24 protein-coding genes and 1 pseudogene are annotated in these 22,271 nt (G+C 41.3%); 10 read left to right on the top strand and 15 right to left on the bottom strand.

Annotated elements, in window-relative coordinates; translation table 11 throughout:
• Positions 1 to 250: 250 nt before the first annotated feature.
• From NLP_RS29840 to NLP_RS29865, 6 genes and pseudogenes are all read left to right on the top strand, one after another.
• Entirely contained in the window at positions 251 to 583 is a 333-nt protein-coding gene (locus NLP_RS29840) for a hypothetical protein (protein ID WP_104909474.1), read from the top strand.
• Positions 584 to 656: 73 nt separating this feature from the next.
• On the top strand, positions 657 to 1,205 hold the full coding sequence (locus NLP_RS29845) for a GIY-YIG nuclease family protein (RefSeq protein WP_104909475.1): 549 nt from the start codon (positions 657 to 659) through the stop codon (positions 1,203 to 1,205).
• Positions 1,206 to 1,253: 48 nt separating this feature from the next.
• Positions 1,254 to 2,714 carry a protein kinase domain-containing protein gene (locus NLP_RS29850; RefSeq protein WP_104909476.1) on the top strand — a complete coding sequence of 487 codons (1,461 nt, stop codon included), beginning with the start codon at positions 1,254 to 1,256 and terminating at the stop codon, positions 2,712 to 2,714.
• Between the two features lie 684 nt (positions 2,715 to 3,398).
• A complete protein-coding gene (locus tag NLP_RS29855; protein WP_104909477.1) occupies positions 3,399 to 3,758 on the top strand; it encodes a Mo-dependent nitrogenase C-terminal domain-containing protein in 360 nt (119 codons plus the stop codon).
• Positions 3,759 to 3,780: 22 nt separating this feature from the next.
• Positions 3,781 to 4,053 (top strand): annotated as a pseudogene (locus NLP_RS29860) (cupin domain-containing protein).
• 395 nt (positions 4,054 to 4,448) lie between these two features.
• The gene (locus tag NLP_RS29865) at positions 4,449 to 5,195 is read left to right on the top strand and encodes a creatininase family protein (RefSeq protein WP_104909478.1); all 747 of its coding nucleotides are present in this window, start codon (positions 4,449 to 4,451) and stop codon (positions 5,193 to 5,195) included.
• A gap of 163 nt (positions 5,196 to 5,358) precedes the next feature.
• Here NLP_RS29865 and NLP_RS29870 read toward each other — a convergent pair whose 3' ends face one another.
• The 12 genes from NLP_RS29870 to rimI form a co-directional block, all read right to left on the bottom strand.
• A complete protein-coding gene (locus tag NLP_RS29870; protein WP_104909479.1) occupies positions 5,359 to 5,724 on the bottom strand; it encodes a clan AA aspartic protease in 366 nt (121 codons plus the stop codon).
• Positions 5,721 to 5,993, bottom strand: a complete 273-nt coding sequence (locus NLP_RS29875; protein ID WP_104909480.1) for a hypothetical protein — start codon at positions 5,991 to 5,993, stop codon at positions 5,721 to 5,723. The genes NLP_RS29870 and NLP_RS29875 overlap by 4 nt, the downstream gene beginning before the upstream one ends.
• 159 nt (positions 5,994 to 6,152) lie before the next feature.
• The gene (locus NLP_RS29880; protein WP_104909481.1) at positions 6,153 to 6,371 is read right to left on the bottom strand and encodes a type II toxin-antitoxin system HicA family toxin; all 219 of its coding nucleotides are present in this window, start codon (positions 6,369 to 6,371) and stop codon (positions 6,153 to 6,155) included.
• 3 nt (positions 6,372 to 6,374) lie between these two features.
• Positions 6,375 to 6,584: a type II toxin-antitoxin system HicB family antitoxin gene (locus NLP_RS29885; RefSeq protein ID WP_104909482.1), complete on the bottom strand. Its 210-nt coding sequence runs from the start codon at positions 6,582 to 6,584 to the stop codon at positions 6,375 to 6,377.
• Positions 6,585 to 6,773: 189 nt separating this feature from the next.
• The gene (locus NLP_RS29890) at positions 6,774 to 7,043 is read right to left on the bottom strand and encodes a hypothetical protein (protein WP_104909483.1); all 270 of its coding nucleotides are present in this window, start codon (positions 7,041 to 7,043) and stop codon (positions 6,774 to 6,776) included.
• Complete coding sequence (locus NLP_RS36280; protein ID WP_442946636.1) at positions 6,991 to 7,152, bottom strand: DUF6972 family protein; 162 nt, start codon at positions 7,150 to 7,152, stop codon at positions 6,991 to 6,993. Before NLP_RS36280 ends, NLP_RS29890 begins: the two co-directional genes overlap by 53 nt.
• Positions 7,153 to 7,264: 112 nt before the next feature.
• Positions 7,265 to 9,226, bottom strand: a complete 1,962-nt coding sequence (locus NLP_RS29895; RefSeq protein ID WP_158680588.1) for a UvrD-helicase domain-containing protein — start codon at positions 9,224 to 9,226, stop codon at positions 7,265 to 7,267.
• Positions 9,186 to 10,127: a UvrD-helicase domain-containing protein gene (locus NLP_RS29900; RefSeq protein ID WP_104909485.1), complete on the bottom strand. Its 942-nt coding sequence runs from the start codon at positions 10,125 to 10,127 to the stop codon at positions 9,186 to 9,188. The genes NLP_RS29895 and NLP_RS29900 overlap by 41 nt, the downstream gene beginning before the upstream one ends.
• A 236-nt stretch (positions 10,128 to 10,363) precedes the next feature.
• Entirely contained in the window at positions 10,364 to 10,633 is a 270-nt protein-coding gene (locus NLP_RS29905; protein ID WP_104909486.1) for a type II toxin-antitoxin system RelE/ParE family toxin, read from the bottom strand.
• Positions 10,633 to 10,839, bottom strand: coding sequence for a hypothetical protein (locus NLP_RS29910; protein WP_104909487.1), 207 nt, complete (start codon positions 10,837 to 10,839; stop codon positions 10,633 to 10,635). Before NLP_RS29910 ends, NLP_RS29905 begins: the two co-directional genes overlap by 1 nt.
• Positions 10,840 to 10,993: 154 nt before the next feature.
• Positions 10,994 to 13,462 carry an ATP-dependent Clp protease ATP-binding subunit gene (locus NLP_RS29915; RefSeq protein ID WP_104909488.1) on the bottom strand — a complete coding sequence of 823 codons (2,469 nt, stop codon included), beginning with the start codon at positions 13,460 to 13,462 and terminating at the stop codon, positions 10,994 to 10,996.
• A gap of 478 nt (positions 13,463 to 13,940) precedes the next feature.
• Entirely contained in the window at positions 13,941 to 14,492 is a 552-nt protein-coding gene (rimI, locus tag NLP_RS29920) for a ribosomal protein S18-alanine N-acetyltransferase (protein WP_104909489.1), read from the bottom strand.
• Between the two features lie 92 nt (positions 14,493 to 14,584).
• Here rimI and lysA point away from each other — a divergent pair, with 92 nt between their 5' ends.
• The 3 genes from lysA (at position 14,585) to NLP_RS29935 (ending at position 17,803) form a co-directional block, all read left to right on the top strand.
• Positions 14,585 to 15,982, top strand: coding sequence for a diaminopimelate decarboxylase (gene lysA / locus NLP_RS29925; protein ID WP_104909490.1), 1,398 nt, complete (start codon positions 14,585 to 14,587; stop codon positions 15,980 to 15,982).
• A gap of 151 nt (positions 15,983 to 16,133) precedes the next feature.
• Entirely contained in the window at positions 16,134 to 17,057 is a 924-nt protein-coding gene (gene cdaA, locus NLP_RS29930) for a diadenylate cyclase CdaA (RefSeq protein WP_104909491.1), read from the top strand.
• The gene (locus NLP_RS29935; RefSeq protein ID WP_104909492.1) at positions 17,054 to 17,803 is read left to right on the top strand and encodes an isoprenyl transferase; all 750 of its coding nucleotides are present in this window, start codon (positions 17,054 to 17,056) and stop codon (positions 17,801 to 17,803) included. Before cdaA ends, NLP_RS29935 begins: the two co-directional genes overlap by 4 nt.
• Before the next feature lie 358 nt (positions 17,804 to 18,161).
• Here the strand turns inward: NLP_RS29935 and NLP_RS29940 are convergent, their stop codons facing one another.
• Positions 18,162 to 19,178, bottom strand: a complete 1,017-nt coding sequence (locus NLP_RS29940; protein ID WP_104909493.1) for a potassium channel family protein — start codon at positions 19,176 to 19,178, stop codon at positions 18,162 to 18,164.
• A gap of 476 nt (positions 19,179 to 19,654) precedes the next feature.
• On the opposite strand from NLP_RS29940, the gene NLP_RS29945 reads away from it, so the two are divergent.
• Entirely contained in the window at positions 19,655 to 20,935 is a 1,281-nt protein-coding gene (locus NLP_RS29945; RefSeq protein ID WP_104909494.1) for an aspartate aminotransferase family protein, read from the top strand.
• A 47-nt stretch (positions 20,936 to 20,982) separates the two neighbouring features.
• Here NLP_RS29945 and NLP_RS29950 read toward each other — a convergent pair whose 3' ends face one another.
• Together NLP_RS29950 and NLP_RS29955 are read right to left on the bottom strand one after the other, a co-directional pair.
• Positions 20,983 to 21,591, bottom strand: coding sequence for a DUF4129 domain-containing protein (locus tag NLP_RS29950; protein ID WP_104909495.1), 609 nt, complete (start codon positions 21,589 to 21,591; stop codon positions 20,983 to 20,985).
• Between the two features lie 123 nt (positions 21,592 to 21,714).
• Entirely contained in the window at positions 21,715 to 22,203 is a 489-nt protein-coding gene (locus NLP_RS29955) for a DUF2243 domain-containing protein (RefSeq protein WP_104909496.1), read from the bottom strand.
• Positions 22,204 to 22,271: the final 68 nt, after the last annotated feature.

Consider the following 22,271-nt stretch of genomic DNA (forward strand, 5'->3'; position numbering starts at 1 on the left):
TAAATAGAAATCACCTATACTTGATTGAAAACTTGCTAAACTTCATGATTATTAACTATGCCCGCTTCCTTGTGTAGCTGACAGAAGTCCTACAATCTAATAGGCAGAACTTTAAAGTTATAATTTTTTACCAAACACATCTGCAAAAAAAGTAAACTTTGTTGCTTAACACTTTTGGATGACCATGTGTAACATATTCCCTATCCTCTATCATTACTTAGTCATTAATAACTAGCTCTTAATACAGAAAATGTCACTTAAAATCGTTCATAGCTTTGATGGCAGTTTCACTCTTGAAGCACAAGCTCAAGAAACTCTATTCAATTTATTGACAAGCGTTGCTTTCTTGAACCAAGTTTGCCAACAATTATTGGGGTGTGAGCAACTTAAATTTACAGAATTACTTTTCCAGCCAGTTCCTTACAGCTTAACTACCACTAAAGGAATGCCAGCAGAATTTGAAAAATATTATGAATCTGATGAGTATATCATCGTCAATGTACCACCAAATTTCATGTTCAGTGCCAAGATTTTTAAACCCAGCCGCCTTTGTGCAATTTATCAAAAATTGGGTAATGAATAATTTTCAAGATAATTTATTCTCTAATTCGTAATTTTCAATTCTGAAGGCAAATAATAAGTTTGATATTTGATGTATGGCTTCTGAAACAAATCTTTCTTCTTTGGCAACTCTGGAATACATTCCTTACATTGACGATCGCGGCCAACTACCCGAACAATTTCAGGGTAAAATCGGTGTATATGCTATCTTTGACCAAGAAAAAGCACTTCAATTTGTAGGATACTCCCGTGATGTTTATCTTAGCCTCAAGCAGCATTTAGTCCGTCAGCCACAGCAATGCTATTGGGTAAAAGTTCAAACTATTGAACGCCCTAGTCGCACAATTTTAGAAACTACTGAAAATAATTGGATTGCTGAAAATGGCAGTGTGCCCTGGGGTAATGGGGATAACAAGGAAAAATGGACTCATCCCATTGATGTCAAAGTTGTAATGACACCTGAAGAACAAGCAAATTATCAAAATCCAGCTAATGATGAATTAGCACAAATAAAAGTTCTTAAAAATGTGGCACGGAGAGTAGAAGCAGAAATTTCAACGCAATTGTTAGAAGTCCGTGGTTTGCAAATGCAGATTCGCTTCAATCCTAAATTGAAAGAAGAAGGTTTACTAGATTTGAAATGAAGGTAGTTTTGGGGAAAACTATCTTATGAATATTGCTTGTAATCTCCCATGACAATACAGCTGCTGAACGATCGCTATCAAGTTATCCGCACACTGGGCGCTGGTGGGTTTGGTGAAACCTATCTAGCTGAAGATACCTATATGCCTTCAAAGCGTCCTTGTGTGGTTAAACAGCTAAGACCGATTCACAACAATCCCCAAATTTACCAGTTAGTGCAAGAGAGGTTTCAACGCGAAGCAGCTATTTTAGAAGAACTTGGTGGGGCAAATGACCAAATTCCGGCATTATATGCCTACTTCTCTTCAGGTGGACAATTTTACTTAGTTCAAGAATGGGTTGAAGGCGATACTTTAACTGGAAAAGTCCAGAAGCAGGGGCTATTTAGTGAAAGCGCTGTCCAGGAATTATTCATAAATTTATTACCTGTCCTGGATTACGTTCACTCGAAGCATATCGTTCACCGCGATATTAAGCCGGATAACATTATTGTGCGTCATCGGGATGCTAAACCAGTGCTGATTGATTTTGGTGCTGTGCGGGAGTCAATGGGAACAGTAGTAAATTCTCAAGGCAATCCTACTAGTTCGATTGTGATTGGTACACCTGGCTATATGCCAAGCGAACAAGCCGCAGGTAGACCAGTTTTTTCTAGTGATTTATACAGTTTAGGAATGACGGTAATTTATTTGCTGACTGGTAAACAGGCGCAACAACTAGAAACCGATTCTCAAACGGGTGAAATTGTCTGGCGACATTATGCAAGTCATGTTAGCCCAATTATGGCAAGAGTAATCGATCGGGCGATCGCTTATCATCCACGCGATCGCTATCCCACAGCTAGAGCAATGCTGGATACTTTGCAGAGCATAGCAAATCCAATTCCACCGACACAACCCCTGTTGACTCAACCGACTGTAGTCTCTGCACCGCCACCTCAGACAGTGCCTGTCAAACCACAACCTAACACTCAAAATAGTAATAGTCAGAATAATATCCTCATGGGTAGTTTGATTGCAGGTGGGTTAATTGGTGCATCTGTGATTATTAGTCAAGTGTTACCCAAATCTTCTCAATCTACAGCAGACAAAACAGTACTACCTTCAGAAACACCGTCAAATGTTACAAGCCCAGTGATAGAAACTCCCACATTTACCCCAACTACCCCATCTGTTCCAACTCAATCACCTTCCTCAACTACATCAGTACCACCAGCTGATACCACAACTCTCAACAATTATTTCTGGCTTTCTCAAAGACTTGTAACTGATGCAGATTTAGATGGTAAAAGCGGTTTTGAACTCGATATTATGCGAAATTCGATTTTTGCCAGTCATGGTCGCCGTTTTGATAATACTGAATTGCAAAATTACTTTAATAACCAACCTTGGTATCGTCCTATATATTCACCAAAGACATTTCCACCTAAATTGCTGTCAAAATTAGAGCAACAGAATGTAGAATATATCAGCAAATATCAGGCTAATACTGGGTTAAGATATTTTAAATAATTAAGTTTTTCATCATCAGGGAGTGAGGACTGAGGAGAATAACCAATACTTTTCTACAAGAGGCTGTGCTAACGGCAAAATCTCACAGTGAGTAGTTGGACAAAGCTGATGATAAAAACTGTAGAATTACTCAGTATAAGTGCCCCTTGCTCTTGTGTAAGTCCTTATATTAGTTTTGACTTATCAATCGATTTATTACTACTTGTTAGATAATATCTAGGGTAGCTTGTGTAGCATATCAGACAAAATTATAGATATTCAATACCCTAAAATCGAAAGATATTAGGGGCTAATCCTAGCGAAATGTATGTGGAGTCAGAACAAAACTGTGTTTTTGTGCCATAAACTACATCTCTAGATACTAGTTAGTTTCCGAACCAGGCATTTATATTTAATATATAAGATTGCTATTTTTAAGATTAGAAATCCATAAGTTAAAGAAATGCCATTTTTATATTTTCTTTGTTATTTTGTATTTAACGGGACAGTTCTTCATGATTTGGTGGGCTTAAATAACAATTAGTTAAACCATTTCTCTTCCCAAAGATGCATGTAAATTGTTTGCATTATGCTTACTTTGCTTCTTAATCTCCAAGCACAGTGCAAATTGACTAAACATATTACATGGTGATATTCTCAATCGGCAAATAGTTCATATTCACAAGGAAAACCTTGCCCACAATTATGCTTAAAACACAGAATCGGCGCATTTTTCTGCCTGCTTTTATTAAACCTTTAGAAGAAAAGAATCAAATAGGTAGTAAAAAGCAATTTACTGAACCGAAATTAGATTTACTGCAACCATTACGTCAATGGCTCGACAAAATTGAGATTCAAAATCGGAAATTAGCTAAATTTATTGCTAAACTAATTCCTGCCCAGTGTCCATTCGAGCGTGATATCATGCTTTTTGGTCGTAAAATAGGACATATTCCGCCAATGTGCAAGCTGAATCCGCTTTATAACGAACTTGTCTACTTACGTTTTCGCGCTTTGTGTTATCTAGTAGATAAATGTGGAGAGGATATTCAATCTTACTGCTGAATATAACTAGATAAAACATAATATGGAAATTAAAATTGAGCATCAACCCACACAAGAATATCTTAATGAATTAGGTGTATTTAAATGGGAAATTTGGAAAAAGGAAGTTTCAAAATTCCCTTGGACTTATGATTCTCAAGAAACTTGCTATTTTTGAGAAGGTGACGTACTTGTTACTTCTGATGGCGGAGAACCAGTGGAAATGGGTAAGGGCGATTTAGTGATTTTTCCCGCTGGTATGTCCTGTACATGGAAAATTACAAGGGACGTAAAGAAGCATTATTACTTTGAGTAATCAAAAATCAAAATCGATCGACTTTTTTTCTTGATTATCCAGAAAAACAACATTTCATAAATCAATTTTGATTTCTATTATCGGAAGGCTCCCGGCGAATATCGTAGGATAAAATGGCAGAATCGGTAAATTGCTTATATCCATCTCTGTGGAAACTTGTTGCAACTCCATTCCCTAAACAATATTCATAGAAATAGCTCGTCTCATTCTCTCCAAATTTGGCAGTAAATAAAGATCCCCGACAACTTTTGCGAAGTCGGGGATCTTGTGCGATCGCCAGCAGAGAAAATCCAGAGAGTTCATAATCGTATTAGTGGGACTTTAGTTACAGAAGATGCTGTTTAGCAGCAAAAGGTTTCATTCCACCGCAATTTTATAGAGGAAAATCATTAACAATGTTACTGCATTTAAGTACTTGGCAAGAAGTCGAAGCTTATTTACAGCATTCAAAGGGGATTATTTTCCCTATTGGTTCCACAGAACAACATGGGCCAACAGGGTTAATTGGTACTGATGCTATTTGTGCAGAAGCGATCGCAGCCGGTGTGGGTGATGCAACCCAAGCGATCGTTGGGCCTACAATCAATGTAGGGATGGCACTGCACCATACTGCTTTTCCTGGGTCAATCAGTTTACGTCCCAGCACTTTAATTCAAGTAGTGCGAGATTATGTAACTTGTTTAGCAAAAGCTGGTTTTAGCAAATTCTACTTTATTAACGGACACGGCGGTAATATTGCTACCCTCAAAGCTGCTTTCTCTGAAACTTATGCTCATTTAGAAGATTTGCAGATTGCCAATGCTCAACAGGTGCAATGTCAAGTGGCAAACTGGTTTATGTGTGGTTCTGTATATAAGCTAGCTAAAGAATTATATGGGGATCAAGAAGGTTCTCATGCAACGCCAAGCGAAGTAGCCCTCACCCAGTACGTTTATCCAGAAGCGATTAAGCAAGCACCCCTTTCACCAGAAGTTGCAAGCGGACATAGGATTTATAGCGCTGCTGACTTTCGAGTGCGTTATCCAGATGGACGTATGGGATCAAATCCGGCTTTAGCAACACCAGAACATGGTAAGCAATTTTATGATTTGGCAGTTAAAGAACTTAGCAATGGATATTTGGAATTTGTGAACGCAGAATAAAATTCATTAAAAGACATTGTAGAGATGCGAGTAAAATCGTGTCTCTGCATCAAATATCTTGAGAATGATTATTAGATATCTGGTGAAATTAAAATCGCTCAAAATGCCAGCGTCTATCATGCGGTGATATTCGTCAATCGTCCACTTAGCAACTATCACGCAACTACAATTCGTCAATTGTTACTAAACCGCCCTCGATAAACTGTATGACAAGTTCATGTTCATCAAGTAAACCTGTACCCAATAAAGGTAGCTGTCCTGTAGCAAGTACATTCACTTGCCGTTCTTCCTCATTCCAAATAATGTTAGCTTGATGTACTGGCAAGATTACATTACTATTGTCAGCTAAATTTGCATACATATCATACACAAAAGGAAAACCCAACAGAGTAACTGCTGCTGTAGGTAAGGAAAGAAACTCTGTAAAACCTGTATCAATAACAAATTCAATAGTAAAGTCTGGTTTATTTGGCAGTCGAAATATGATATTAACGGTTGCGCGTCCGTTCTTGACAATACCAGAAATCACCGATAATCACGCTCCATCTCACCACTGAAGGAAACAGCAACTTTGTAACCAATGCGAATGCCAAAAAGTCGAGAAAATGGGTTTTTATTACGTAAATATCGCGCCGATTCTAAGCCTGTTTTATCAACGGCGTATTCACCTGTTTCTATATCAATAATCACCATTTTACCGATGTTTTCTTCTCGTTCCACTTGTTGACGAATGCTATTTTCATATAATTCTTTCGCACGTCGTCCAACTTCTTCGCGGCTTAAAAGTATGCTTTGCACATCCTTGCTCCTTTGTTCATGTTGTATACTAATTCTACTACTAAGGTATACTGCAATGCAGTTGAGCTAAGGATAAAAACAAAGAACATTTTCATACTGTCGCTAGACTCAGCACCAGAAGTTTCCGCTATCTGTTAGAAATAAGTATTAGTTTGACTGCTACCCCAACATTTCTTCAACAGTCAAACCAATGTCACTTGCAATTTGCCGTAGCAATCTAGGTGAAATATCACGTCCCTTATGAAAAGGTACGGTTGTTCCTCGACCATCTTCGTGGCGAAATTGCTTATGTGAACCTTTCTGACGCACCTCTACAAACCCAAGGCTTTCTAGTATCCGAATAACCTCTTGTGGTTTCAAAATCGGGATTTTGCTCATAATCTACTGGATTACGATTTGTTGTATACCAACAAACTCTGTATTAAATGCTAAATTTTCATCCTCCAGAAGCATCTCAATTACTTCACGCAGATTCTCTTGTAATTCATCCAATGTTTCTGCTTGGGAGTGTGCGCCAGGAAATCCGGGAACATAGCCAACATAAAGCTTTGTATCAGAATCTCGCTCAACAATTGCAGTGAAAGTTTTCATAGTTTTAGCATTTAAGCTATGTCAAATATTCACAGCATAGCACTAGCGTCTGAAAATGGGCTGGACTGGCACAATTGAACACGGCATAGAGCGTGAATGGCTAATTGACGAGTAGCTACTGACCTTAGTCGGCGCTTGTGATTTACGGCAAGTCTTCTCAATCATATTTTCTAAAAAGTCTCTAGTAACTCAGACTAATTCCGCAGCTAAAAGCCTACCTTCAATTGGTTCATACTCATCTTCTAGTAACCATAACTTGGCTGCATTATAGTCATTGCTAGAAAATACAACTTTATAACCCTGCGCCGGATCATAAACTTGACAGTTATCTTCACTGTTGCAAAGCAATAAAAGAATATATGGAGGGGATAACATTGGATGTATCCATACTTCTGTAAATTCCCAGTTATTCTTCACTCGGTCTTGTGCGGGGGATGACGTGGTATTGGTCGTCTGCATTGATTTTTATCTCCCCATAGTAAAGTAGAATACGGCTACCATCTGGACTGATTCTATAACCTATTGGTTCATCAAAAAACATCCCATAACGGTCATATCCTCGAATCATTCCGGTGAACAATACCTGAAATCAGATGCGATCGCTTTTCGCATCTTTACTAGTGATTTGAACTCTCAATAAAATACTCCAACTTTTACCAATAGTTTATATCTAAACCGACTTAAGAAATATTATTAATCACTGGAATAAATTGTCCAGAGTCAACATGATACTTCGCCAGCATATTCTCTAAATCGTCATAAAATCGCACCTCAATACCAGAAGCATGATAAATCCACTGAGCGTTATCAAAATATTGTTGTATTGAGAAATCCTGTGCAGGATAGGTACAACACCAAACCCCCTTTTTATGTTTCCAGTTATAGCCATCAGCGTTGAGCAAGTCTCTGATTGCGTAAGTGCCGTTTCCACCTTTTCTAGACTGATTACCCACTTTAACAGTAATGCGCTCTATGGTTCCAAGAAAAGGCGGATAATCTAACCAATCAAGTAAATTAGTTTTTTTCCTACTTTTTAATTCCTCAAGGAAAGGTGAGAAATTTTTGGTTTCTGTAAGAATAAATAAATGCTCTACCGCACGAGTTAAGGCAACGTAAAAAAGACGACGTTCTTCATTAACTACTTGCTCAATGCTATCACCAAAAACACGGCTAAACATCAAATCAGGGTGTATTAATGGGTAACAACGAGGGACAGCATCAAGTATTATAACTACATCATTCTGAAGACCTTTATACTTGTGAGCAGTTGATATAGTTACAGCCTTTCTTGATTTTTCAGGAAGGTAGGAGTGAACCAAATTTAAGAAGTTGTCGAGTCCGCCATCTCTTGATTTACGTTTACCATAATTTACATACCAAGGCAAACTATTCTTTCGGCTGAGTAAAACTACATTTTTTCCATCTTTGATAATCTTGTCTAGTAAGCGTAATATAGCAGGTGTTATGTTGTCTCCCGGATGATCTTCTTGCTCATTTAGATTTGGATTAAATTGTCCTATATCAGCAATTTCAACCATTCCAAATATGGTTTTGTGGGCGCGAGCAGAAGTACCCAATCCATGCATCAATGTATTACCGATATTGACAATTGAAGTAGCTGAACGGTAATTAGTAGCTATATTGAGTTTTTGCGAGGGCTGGAAAAACTGCGCGAAATTCTGGTAAAAGCGAAGATCAGAACCAGCAAAACCATTAATTGCTTGCCAGTCATCACCTACACAGAAAAATTGTGCTTGAGGATTTTGTTTTTTAATTGCTTCTATTAAATGGTGGAAAAGTTCTGAAAAGTCTTGATATTCATCAATCATTATGTATCGAAGACACTTTAAATCGCCAGTGCCAGATTTGCGACGAAATACGGTTTGTCCTGATGCGATAACTGCGGCAGCTTTTTGCATTAGTCCATCAAAATCATCCTCGCCTGTTGCCTGAAGGTATTGCAAATAGGACTGATAAAACTTTTGTGCAAGCTCCAAAAAACGCTGCTCGACATCACTAGCACACTTATGATTATCAACGAGTGAGGCTAATTTTTCTGAAGTGAGGGACAGTTTACGACAACGCTGGATAAATCCTTCTACTACTTTGGTAAAACGGTCTATAGCTCTAAGTCTAATTTTATTCCAAATCTTGTCTTCACTCAAGCGATCGCACTTCACACCATAACTTTCAATACATCGCTTGAGTAAAGCACAAAAATCTTCTACTTTCTCATCCTGTAGGGTTCTTGGTGATAATTCCACAAAATCCAAATTAGGATAATTTCGCCAATATTCTCGCTTTTCATCCGACATGATATCGTAATATGGATCACCTTCTAGTCCAAAATATTCAATAACTATCCCCTGATTTTCTCCAGTAGCAATCGTAAAGTCAGGGCGATAATTAATGTTATTCCACCAAAAGTTACGCTCGTATTTGTATGTAATATTGTGTTCCAATAAAAAATTCGCAATTACTTTCTCACCAAAAGATTTGTAGTGCTTTCCATCAAGCCCTTCTCTTGGCAATGAGCGACGGTAACGCAACATTTCTTCAGGACTTTTATCATAACCACCCCAAACAATGCGCTCCCAATCTTCACGAAAGTGTGCCATCATCAAAACGCGAATTTTTATCATAAACATCTGGCTTGCGGCGATACTCGTCAATTACAGTCTGTAAAACTTGGGCTTTGTTCTGTTGTCCATCTCGTTCATTAAAAAGAATACTTTCTTCTGGATGAACTAAAGCATAAGCTAATGCATGGAAAGTCATTACATGAGGAATAGAGTTTTGTAATTGTAGAGTAAGGCGCTCTCGTATTTCTTCCGCAGCCTTGCGATTGAAAGCTAAAATTAATATTTCATTGGGTGCAACACCGCAATGTTTTTGTAAAAATAAAGCTCGATTGACCAAAGTTGAAGTTTTGCCACTTCCAGCCCGTGCTACTACTTGTATATGACCTTCCACAGCACCAATTGCTGTTGCTTGCTCAAGGTCAGGTGAGGAATTCAAGTTGCTTTGTACCCAAGATTGCACATAACTTAACTTTTCAGCTTGGTACTCTTGAAATAATATGTATTCAGTACATTGAGCTTGATAGAACTTATCAACATTAAGAAAATCTTGCTCAAACTGGTTTTTTACTTTTTCAAGTAAAACATATTTTTCTGCTTTCCGTTTTTGTGCATCCTTTGCTTCTTGCTCACTTCGGACTAATTCAAAAATTTCTTGACGAGAAATAGGTGGTGAGATATTGCTAAATTTCCTAAGAAATTGTTCTTTTTTATATCTAAAAATTAATCCATCTCTGTATTCTATCTCGATTGACATTTCTGATGTTTCTAGTTCATGTACTGCGTAAACTTTTCCTTGAGTATAATATTTCACTCCTGCTATGTTTCGTTTTTGATCTTTATATTTAACTTCTTTTTTAAGGCGACTAACTTCTTTTTTATGCAGCAGTCTCCAAAATTTATCGTTATCGCCAATTGCTTTGACAAAGCTTTGAACATTGTCAATCTGTAAATTATTATCCATACTCTCTCTGCTTTACTCTTACTCAACTGTTTGCAGCGACTTAAGCACCTATTCTCAGTTTTCCCGCAGACAGAGCATAATTAACAGCGAAGCAGAAATTATAGAAAGGATAAGGTTAGATTCATCTGCTGTTTCTGTTTTTGTCGTATTGATAGACAACAAAAAAACGGTAGATAAGTTTTGTCTTCTACCGTTTTTTGAATATTGATTTTTATCTGCGTATTAATAGATTTTACCTAGTAAACATCATCGTGACTACCAATATCTACAAACACAGCATCCCCATCATCTGTAAAGTAAAAAACTACTCTTTCGTCATAATCTATACTAAAACTCCATAAGTCTTTAAGCTTACCTGACAATTTGTGAGTTTTCAAACCCTGTTCAAATGGATCTGCTGTAAACTGCTCCAACTTTTGCCAAAACCGTGTTTCTAAATCTACATTCCTTTGAATTCGCTTTTTAAAAGCACGTTTAAATGAAGAATTGAAACTTACTTTTAACATCACTCTTCTATCAATTGTCTCAGTTCATCGATATTCGAGGAAAACTTTAGTTCATTATTTTGCTGTTCTACTTGCGCCGCCTGAAAATTTTGATAAATCTCTTCACGCCTTTCTTCTCGTAGATATTGCTGCAATAACAGTTGAATTTCTAACTTTTCTTCGCTGGAAAGACTTTTAATTGCTTCAACTACATCACTGAAGGTCATAATCTAGAACACCTTTTAGTGCTTGTCCGATCAATGTAACATGGTAACAATTTAGTGAACGATATACTACCGCAGACCGAAAAAACGGTAGAGCAATAAATACTCTACCGTTTTCTAATTTTCTATTTGAGATTCAAATCCCAAATTCTAAATCTTACTCAACACCTTGGGGTAACAATTCCCGACGCTGTTGAGAACTAACTTGCACAACGCCATTTTCATCCACATCAACAAGGGCAGTATCGCCATCCTTAATGCGACCAGACAGAATTTCTTCTGCTAGGCTATCTTCTAACAGACGCATAATTGCCCGACGTAATGGCCTCGCGCCGTAGCTGGGACTGTAACCTTCTTGGATCAAACGATCCTTGAAGCGGTCTGTGACTTCTAAGGTGATACCCTTTTCAGTCAGACGACCAAATACTTCCTTGAGCATAATTTCGGCGATTTGGGTCACTTCAGGCTTGTTCAACTGACGGAAGACGATAATTTCATCGAGTCGATTGAGGAACTCTGGACGGAAGTACTGCTTGAGTTCTTCGTTCACCAAAGAGCGAATCCGGTTGTAAGTTGACTCGCTGGCATCTTCGGAGAATTCAAAGCCGATACCGCTACCGCCTTTTTCAATTACCTTAGAACCAATATTGGAAGTTAAAATCAGCAAGGTGTTCTTGAAGTCCACCGTGCGACCTTTTGCATCAGTTAACCGACCGTCTTCCAAAATTTGCAGCAGCATATTGAATACATCGGGGTGTGCTTTCTCGATTTCGTCGAACAACACCACGGTGTAAGGACGCCGCCGCACGGCTTCGGTCAGCTGACCACCTTCGTTATAACCAACATAACCTGGAGGCGAACCAATCAGCTTGCTGACGGTGTGACGCTCCATGTATTCGGACATATCTAAGCGAATCATTGCTTCTTCGGAACCGAAGAAGTAAGCAGCCAAAGACTTCGCCAACTCGGTTTTACCAACACCAGTAGGCCCAGAGAAGACAAAGCTAGCTATGGGTCGATTGGGATTTTTCAAACCGACACGAGCGCGACGAATTGCTCGTGAAACTGCCCTCACAGCTTCATCCTGACCAATTAAACGCTGATGCAAGGTGTCTTCCATGTGCAGCAGCTTTTCAGATTCCGATTCGGTGAGTTTGTTCACCGGTACCCCAGTCCAAGAAGCGACAATGTGGGCAATGTCTTCTTCTGTAACTACAGGTTCTTCACCTTCAGTGCCAGTTGCATTGGTCTTGCTTTGAGCGATCGCCCGGATTTCGGCTTTGATTTCCATCTCGCGATCGCGCAGTTCTCCAGCTTTGTCAAAGTCTTGGGAGCGCACCGCGTCATCTTTTTCTTTTAATATCTGACGCAGTTCTTTGTCTAACTCCTTGGCTGCGGGTGGCAGTTGGGAGTTAATCAAGCGCACCCTAGAACCAGCTTCATCAACTAAGTCGATGGCTTTGTCTGGGAGGTAGCGATCGCTAATGTAACGGTCTGATAGCTTCGCCGCCGCCACCAATGCTTCGTCGGAGATTTTCAGTTTGTGGTGTTGCTCGTAGCGTTCGCGCAGACCATACAAAATTTCAATTGTTTCATCAACTGTAGGTTCACCAACCATCACTGGTTGGAAACGCCGCTCTAGTGCTGCATCTCGCTCGATGTGCTTCCGGTATTCATCTAGGGTTGTAGCTCCGATGCACTGCAACTCACCTCTTGCCAAAGCTGGCTTGAGGATATTAGCTGCGTCAATAGCACCTTCTGCCGCACCTGCACCAATTAAGGTGTGTACCTCATCAATCACGAGAATGACATTACCCGCAGAGCGGATTTCATCCATGATTTTTTTCAAGCGTTCTTCAAATTCACCCCGATACTTGGTTCCTGCTACGAGCAAACCAATATCCAGCGTGACGACGCGTTTATCTTCGAGGATGTCAGGGATATCTTTAGTAGCAATGCGTGAAGCTAAACCTTCAGCGATCGCAGTTTTACCAACCCCTGGTTCCCCAATCAGCACTGGGTTATTTTTAGTTCGGCGACCCAATATCTGAATCACCCGCTCAATTTCCTTGGCCCGTCCCACCACCGGATCGAGCTTATTGTCTATTGCCATCTGGGTCAGGTTTGAGCCAAATTCATCCAGAGTCGGGGTTTTTGTGCGCCCGGATGAACCGCCTGGTGAAACTTCGGCAGTTTCTCCCAACATGCGGATGACTTGGGTTCTTACCTTAGATAGATCCACACCGAGGTTTTCTAGCACCCTGGCTGCTACGCCTTCCCCTTCGCGGATTAGGCCCAACAGCAGATGCTCGGTGCCAATGTAGTTATGCCCCAGTTGGCGTGCTTCTTCCAAGGAGAGTTCTAGAACTCGCTTTGCCCGTGGCGTAAACGGAATTTCCACGGCAACAAAGCCTGATCCCCGTCCTATAATTTTTTCAACTTCAATTCGGGCATCTTTGAGATTGACGCCCATTGATTTCAGCACCTTGGCAGCCACTCCAGTGCCTTCGCCAATCAGACCCAAGAGGATCTGCTCGGTTCCGACAAAGTTGTGACCTAAACGGCGGGCCTCTTCTTGGGCCAGCATGATTACCTTAATGGCTTTTTCTGTGAAGCGCTCAAACATGGCTTTATCCCATCATCTGCGGTCGTGCCGGTATGCTGATTTTAGCACAGGCAAAGCTTTTGGATGCCTGTATAACAGATTATAGACATCCTGAAGCTATGACTTTAGTTGATGGGCTAATTGTTAACTATTGACTACTCTTATCTGGCTAGTGTACTGAGGAGCTTTAGTTCACTAGCGTTTTTGGGATTTATTACAAATAGCTGACTGTTTAGATTAAGGGTTTCTTGACTCAATCCCAAACATTTATATTTAACATATATATTTATTAATATCAAGCAAAAAAAATAAACATAAAATTTACTTATAGCATAAAATTTTTAGATAGAATATTTAAATAGAAGTTGGCGTAGCAAAGTTGCATTTTTTTGCTGAGGCCGATCGCCAGCCCCAATAAGGGACTGACAAAAAAAATACCCCTACAAGATTGGATAATTTATTTGTTGGAAGTTCCTAATTCAAAATTAATAATGCCCAACTACTTAAAAAGCAAGTGCCAAGAGGATTTGTCTAGGCGATCGCTGACAATGGAATACCACTGGTCTAAAGTTGCTTGAAATTTGGGGTGTTGTAAATCGGGAAGCCAAAGGATTAAAGCGTCTTCATCGTTATCTTGGTAGTAACGCCGCCGCCGCCCCGCTGTTTTGAAGCCAAATTTTTGATATAAAGATATAGCCCCCAAGTTGGAAGCTCGCACTTCGAGGGTAGCTCGCTCCATTTTGCGATCGCAAGCTGTCTTAATGAGTGAATATAATAAAGCCGCACCCATTCCTTGACGGTGATATTCGGGATGAACCGCCAAAATTGTAATATGGGCTTCCTCTAAAATTGACCAAAAGCAACCCATTCCTAGTAGTCTCGAATTAGAGACAGGGGAAAATAAACCCAGTAAATCACTGTTGGGACTGTCCAACTCTCGTTGGTAGCCCTCCATTGTCCATAGACCACCAAAACAGGCTCGATCTAGTTCCAATAATGCACTCAGATGTTCTGGGGTGAGTAATTTAATTTCTAAGTCTAATGAAATCACATTTATTGAATAACGTTACAAACCCTTTGTAAACTGGGAATCGGGAGACGAACTCAAAGCCCGTAATTTGAACAAGGAAAACTTTTATAGTTATGGTATCGACTCACCCCACTGGGGTTCAACATTCTGGAAGTCAATATTTACCTCAAAGGCACGACACCAGGGCAAATCCATCGCCTAATCAAGAACTTTTACCCTTGACTGCCAGAGTTCATGATCATGACCTCTTGGAAATTGGTGGGTGTGATGTCACGACCCTAGTTGAGCAGTTTGGTTCACCTTTATATATTTTAGATGAAGAAACCCTACGTTCGGCTTGCCAGCAATACCGAGATGCTTTCAAGCAATACTACAAGGGTGAATCTCAAGTATTGTACGCCTCAAAAGCTTGGAATTGTTTAGCAGTTTGTGCGATCGCCGCATCTGTTGGTTTGGGAATCGATGTAGTTTCCGGGGGAGAACTTTACACCGCCTTGCAAGCGGGTGTTAGTCCTCAGAAAATCTACCTCCACGGAAATAATAAATCTCGTGAAGAATTAGTTTTAGCGATCGAGTCTGGTGTCACCATTGTGGCGGATAACTGGTATGAATTGCATACCCTTGTCGAAATCGCCCAACCTGCTCAACCAATTCGCATCATGCTACGGCTAACTCCCGGTATCGAGTGTCATACCCACGAATATATTCGCACGGGACACTTAGATAGTAAATTTGGCTTTGATCCCAACGATTTAGATGAAGTCTTTACCTTTGTCAGTCAACAACCGACCCTTAATTGCGTAGGGGTACACGCTCATATTGGTTCCCAGATTTTTGAGCGTCAACCGCATCAAGATTTGGCTGCTGTCATGGTGCAATGGCTGCGGGATGCCGGGAAGTATGGTTTAAATATTACAGAGTTAAATGTTGGTGGCGGTTTGGGGATTAAATACACAGAATCAGACGATCCCCCTAGCATTGAAGAGTGGGTAAAGGCGATTTGTGAAGTAATCCAAGCAGCTTGTGCAGCCGAAAATCTGCCTTTGCCGAAATTACTTAGCGAACCGGGGCGATCGCTAATTGCCACAGCTTGCATTACTGCTTATACTGTTGGTTCATCCAAAGTCATCCCAGAAATTCGTACCTACGTGGCAATTGATGGCGGAATGTCTGACAATCCCCGCCCGATTACTTACCAATCAGTTTATCGGGCAGTCGTTGCCAATAAAATGTCTTCTCCCCTAAGCCAAACAGTCACAATTGCTGGTAAACATTGTGAATCAGGAGATATTCTGATTAAAAATGCTCTACTCCCAAAAACTGAACCAGGGGATATTCTCGTAGTTATGGGAACTGGTGCGTACAATTACAGTATGGCATCTAACTACAACCGCTTGCCTCGACCGGCAGCAGTCGTAGTGGCGAATGGCGAAGCAAATTTAATTTTGCAACGTGAAACTTATGAAGATTTAATTCGACAAGATCGCCTACCAGAAAGACTAAAAAAATAGTCATTTGTCCTTGAAGTTCTGATCGCCGGAAACCGCTGCTCAGACTTCTCTGTTGGTCATTGGTCATTAGCCAGAAACTAATAACTAATAACTAATGACCAATGACTAATGACCAACTGTAAATTAGAGGCAAAAGTTTAATCCAGATGTCATGAGAGATTGGTGGAAGCAATGGCTGACAAACCTGGGGTGGTCACAGTCCTTGCTACTTGGGACTCTGGATATTGTCTTAGTGCTGGCGCTGACGTACATGATACTAGTTATTATTAGTGAGCGCCGGACACTATGGATGGTGCGGGGATTCATTATCTTAATGCTAGCCTCAGGACTAAGTGGCAGATTCGGACTACCTCTGCTAAGTTTTGTACTAGAAAAGTTGGTGATTGGTTGTGCTGTGGCGATGGCAGTTGCTCTACAGTCTGAGTTTCGGCGGTTTTTGGAGCAATTGGGGCGTGGCGAATTCCGCCAGCTGTTTCAACCCGACCGTCTGGCAATCCCCAAATCTGATAGTGTAATTGATGAAATTGTTGAGGCTGTTAAAGAATTGTCAAAAAACCGCATTGGAGCTTTACTAATTGTGGAAACCACAGGGCCAATTGATGAGCGAGATTTTTCTGTGCCAGGGGTAAAGCTAAATGCAGAAGTTTCTAAAGAACTAATCCAGACAATTTTTCAGCCGAAAACTTTGTTACACGATGGAGCGACATTGATTCGTGGCTCACGGATCGTGTCATCAGGTATAATTTTACCACTTTCGGGACGCACAGCCTCGCGCCAGTTGGGAACACGCCACCGGGCAGCAATGGGAATTACTGAGCGGGTCGAAAATTGCATTTGTGTCGTTGTCTCTGAAGAAACGGGTTCTATTTCCTTAGCGGAACGGGGAACCCTAAATAGACCGCTGACGATTAGGAAACTGAAAGAGTCATTAGAGGCTGTTTTGTCTCCATCTGTAGATAGGGAAGCAGTTGCTCCTGGTCTGTTGAGTTTTGTTCGTCGGATAGGTGGGAAGACACTAGCACTAGTTTCACGTTTACTCAGATTACCATCGACCGCTTCTCGAGATAAAAAATGACAGCACAACAAACTAAACTGCAAGATTTACCTACTGATTTAAAACGAGAACTATTGCCGCAGCACGTGGCGGTGATTATGGATGGTAATGGTCGATGGGCTAAACGTCAGGGTCTACCCCGAATTATGGGTCATAAGCGAGGAGTAGATGCTCTTAAGGATTTACTTCGCTGTTGTCAGGATTGGGGAATTCAGGCACTGACAGCTTATGCTTTTTCAACGGAGAATTGGAAAAGACCGCAGGAAGAAGTAGATTTTTTGATGACTCTATTTCAAAGAGTTTTGCGCCAAGAACTGCGGGAAATGGTAGAAGAGAATGTTCAAATTAAGTTTGTAGGGAATTTGCAAGACCTACCGCGATCGCTCCAACAAGAAATTTCCCGGTCAATGGAAGAAACTAAGGATAATCGCGGTATCCGGTTTTCGGTAGCAACTAATTATGGCGGACGGCAAGAAATTTTACAAGCTTGTCAGGCGATCGCAAAACAAGTTCAACAAGGTGTGTTACAACCTGATGAAATTGATGAACAGGTATTTGAGAGCCACTTGTACACAGCGGGAATTACTGACCCAGATTTATTAATTCGCACCAGTGGAGAAATGCGCCTCTCAAATTTCCTGCTCTGGCAAATGGCTTATGGAGAAATTTACATCACCGATGCTCTTTGGCCCGATTTTGACCGGGCTGAATTTCACCGCGCCTTGTGTGCTTACCAGCAACGGGAACGGCGGTTTGGGAAAGTCTAAAATTTCGCATCAAGCTTACTCAAAAAATCTCAGACTGAGCCAAGCCAGATTGTCTAGCAATGTAATCCGCAATTTACTTGATATCTTGAATTGCGGGTTCTGTGAGGCGAAATCGTGGGGTCATGCTTCGTCGGATTGGTAAGATGTAAGCCCAAGAATATGCGATCGCTCATCTCACCCTTTCTCCATTGGTGGGTAAAGCCTTAATTTCTAATTTCAGGCATTTGTTGGTAGCATATTTTACAATTTTTGAAAAGGCGATCGCTAAAGTAAGTTTTGTTGCATGATATTATACTATATAATTAAGCAATTACACTAGAAAATCTTGAGATAAAAAAGTAATTGAGGAAAAATAAAATCAGCTATTTTTCGGTCGCCGCAGTTGCTTGGAACCAATCGGGCCAAGAAGTTGGTTAAGGCTACGCAACTGTTCTTCTGTACCCATACCAATTAGCCGATCTCCTGACATTAAAACTGTATCACCAGTGGGGCCACCGATTAAAGTGCCATCAAGGCGGCGAATTGCCAGAACTAATGCCCCAGTTTGCGATCGCAATCTCGCTTTTTGTAAAGTTTGACCGACAAAAGGACAAAAAATCGGATCGAGTAAAAATTCTTCCATATACAATTGGCGGTCTGCACCTGTCAAAATTCCGTCTACAAAATCCAATACTTGGGGTCTGAGAGCCGCAGCAGCCATGCGCTTACCACCAGTAATATAGGGGGATATCACCTCATCTGCACCACCGCGTTGTAACTTCTGCAAAGCTTCTTCTGTACTTGCGCGGGCGATCGCTCGAATTCCCGTATTCAGTGTTTTTGCTGATAAAACAATATATAAATTTTCGGCATCTGAAGGAAGTGCTGCAACGATACAAGTCGCTCTTTCAATACCAACTTTCAGGAGTGTATCATCTAGGGTAGCGTCACCTTGGTATGCCGTGTAACCTTCCATCTGCGCCCTTTGTATAGATTCCATCTCCGAATCAATCACCACAAAAAGTACACCTTCTGCCCGAAATTCCTTGGCAATTTGACGACCAGTCCGACTAAATCCACAGATGATGTAATGTTCTGACAGGGATTCCATTAACCGCCTCTGTTGTTGTAGCCGAATTCCTTCTTGAAAGTAGCCTTGAATGATCGCTTCTGTAAATCTGTTGACAATGTAACCGATATTCATTACACCCAACAAAATCAGAGCAATTGTAAACAATCGTCCTCGGCTACCTAGTGGGTGGATCTCTCCATATCCCACAGTCGCTAAAGTGATGACTGTCATGTAAGCTGCATCTTCCCATGACCAACCCTCCACTAGCCAGTACCACAAAGTGCCAATGAAGAAAACACCGCCAAGAGCGATCGCCCCAGCCATCAACTCCTTTTGGATACGTTGATATTTTTGCTCAAGTGTTGAGAATGAGGTAAAAATGGTACTTTTAGCCTACTTTTTCTAGTTTTCTACTAACTTTATCGCATTCGTGCTTTTTAGTACCTTTAAACTACAAGTTATGTAGTTATGACAGGTCACTACTCCGAAGCGGTTATATGTCCTAGCAGCGTCAAAAGCGTAGGCTAGTATTTGACGAGTCAGGCTTGGATATCAGTGAAAAAACCCCTAGACTCTACCCAAGACTTGGACAGGGTGAGTGTATGGAAATTGCCTGTCGCTCATACTCTTGCTCAAGCGTTGAGTACAAAAATTTTTTTCCACCACCGCCAGGCCTTTGAGGTCATATAAGCGTTAGTTTAAGAAGAAGTACGAGTTGTGCTAAATAAAAAGTATTTTTTAGGGATTTCTAGGAAACTAGTAAATAACTATATAATGAAAAACTTTCAGGAGGAGCGGTAGTGAGCCTACAAACTCTCGTTGACCAAGCCACCATCCCCCCATCAGGGTCTGTAGCATCTAGTCCCTTTGATAGAGATAGCTTTAATGAAGCTGTCATGTCTACCTACGCTCGGTTTCCCTTAGCCCTAGAACGGGGTGCTGGATGCCGGGTTTGGGATACGCAGGGACGGGAATATCTGGACTTTGTAGCGGGAATTGCTACTTGTACTTTAGGACATGCCCACCCAGCGATGGTAGAAGCGGTAACACGCCAAATCCAAAAGCTGCACCACGTCTCTAATTTGTATTACATTCCTGAGCAAGGTGAATTGGCAAAATGGCTTGTCGATCATTCCTGTGCCGATCGCGTATTTTTCTGCAACTCTGGAGCTGAAGCTAACGAAGCCGCAATTAAACTGGCGCGGAAATACGCCCACACAGTATTAGACATTGAAAAACCGATTATTTTAACCGCCAATGCCAGTTTTCACGGGCGGACTTTGGCAACGATTACCGCTACAGCCCAACCGAAGTATCAAAAGTACTTTGATCCTTTGGTTCCTGGGTTCCACTACGTAAATTACAATGATATTAACGCTGTGGAAGTGGCGATTAGCGAGTTGGATGAAGGCGATTATCGGGTAGCGGCGATTCTGATTGAGCCATTACAAGGAGAAGGTGGTGTACGTCCGGGAGATGTTGCCTATTTCAAAAAGCTCCGGCAGATTTGCGATGAAACTGGCATTTTATTGATTTTTGATGAAGTGCAAGTTGGTATGGGGCGCAGTGGCAAATTATGGGCTTACGAACATCTCGGCGTTGAACCGGATATTTTCACCAGTGCTAAAGGCTTAGGTGGTGGTATCCCCATCGGTGCAATGATCAGCAAGAAATTCTGCGATGTTTTTCAACCAGGAGAACACGCCAGCACCTTTGGCGGCAATCCTTTCGTGTGTGGTGTAGCACTCAGTGTTTGCCAGACATTGGAACGGGAAAATATTTTGCAGAATGTGCAAGACAGGGGTGAACAGTTGCGATCTGGATTAAAGGCGATCGCAGCAAAATATCCTCAGCACATTAGCGAAGTTCGGGGTTGGGGTTTAATCAACGGTTTGGAATTGCGAGCCGATATTCAAATAACCGCAGCAGATATCGTCAATACTGCCATCAAAGAGGGCGTATTGCTAGTACCAGCCGGGCCAAAAGTAGTCCGATTTGTGCCACCACTTATTGTCACAGAGGCGGAAGTCAACACTGCTTTGGAAGCTGTGGATCGAGCGATCGCTATTCTTACCAAATAGAATATTGTTTGTTTTGTGTAGAGACGTTGCATTGCAACGTCTCTTTTTCATTCCGGGGAAATTTCTCGATAAGCTTGCCGACACTGCTGATAATTGTCTGGCAAAATCTCGGCATTACCAAAACATAATTGCTCGTGAGTGGTAATTAAAGTTTCATAGGGCTGTATGGGAGTCACAGACGATCGCAGCAATTGCAGATATTCTCCATCTGTGCGGCTGAGTTTGTGGGGTGCGATCGCATTTTGATCCAACTGCTGCAACATTGCTAAATAAACACAACGGCAAGCTTCACGATAGTTACCTTGACGATAAAATTCTTGCGATCGCTCCAACAAAAGGGCTATCGATGACTCATTGGAGCGAGTTTTTTTGCGAAAATCAGTGATATTGCCACTTCCATTTAGCCAGGAATAAATATATGGGCTGAATTCTCGCCATAATCGCCAACCCACCCACGCTATAAATAAACCTAGTACCAGCCAAAACAGGAATTTCAGCAATTCACCTAGCCAGGGGCTAATTGACCATCCAGTAGGCAATTCTGGTAAAGCGTGTTCAAAGCGGTAAAACTGGTATTCCCACCATTCACCCGCTTGTTGTTGGAATTGAGAAAGCTGCCAACTCCAGCTAGTTTTTTCAAAAGTATCTGTAGGCATAAGGGGGAGTGGGGAGTGGGGGAGCAGGGGAGCAGAGGAGCAGGGGAGCAGCAAAGAAGTGAGTTGCAGTAAGATTTTTCCCCTGTGCCCCTTTGCACCTCTGCCTCTTTTCAATGCCCCATGCTATTGACTATTGACTGTTGACTCTTTTTTTATCACTATCGAGCCGATAACAATAAGTAACGCACCGAATGCAAGAAATCCTAGATCCCAAACTAACTGATTTGGGCCTGCTTTCACATGATGGATACCGAGAATTTGGTGGTCAATTAAACCTTCAACGAAGTCAAACAACCCAGTTCCAATCGTTAGTGACCCAATAAAGGTCTGTGATGACCAAGGAACATCATCACGCCCTCCGGCACGCCATAGCAACACAAGTCCTACCACGGTGAATACCCAATCCAAGGCATGAAATAACCCATCCCATACCATGTTCAAATCTATATTCGCTATGTTTGTCAGAGGTCGAATGCTACTGAGCATATGATGCCACTGGAGGAGCTGATGCAGTAAAATTCCATCAAGAAATCCTCCAAGACCCACACCAAGACAAATTCCAGCACTAATTAGCGGTGCGCGTCGGTAGAAGGTTTCACTTTTTGCCTCCATTGTCAACCTCATAGATAGGCTTTCTTACCAAAATACAACATCTTTTGGGAGAAAAATCTTCTATCTTG

This window comes from Nostoc sp. 'Lobaria pulmonaria (5183) cyanobiont' (assembly GCF_002949795.1).
Classification (GTDB): domain Bacteria; phylum Cyanobacteriota; class Cyanobacteriia; order Cyanobacteriales; family Nostocaceae; genus Nostoc.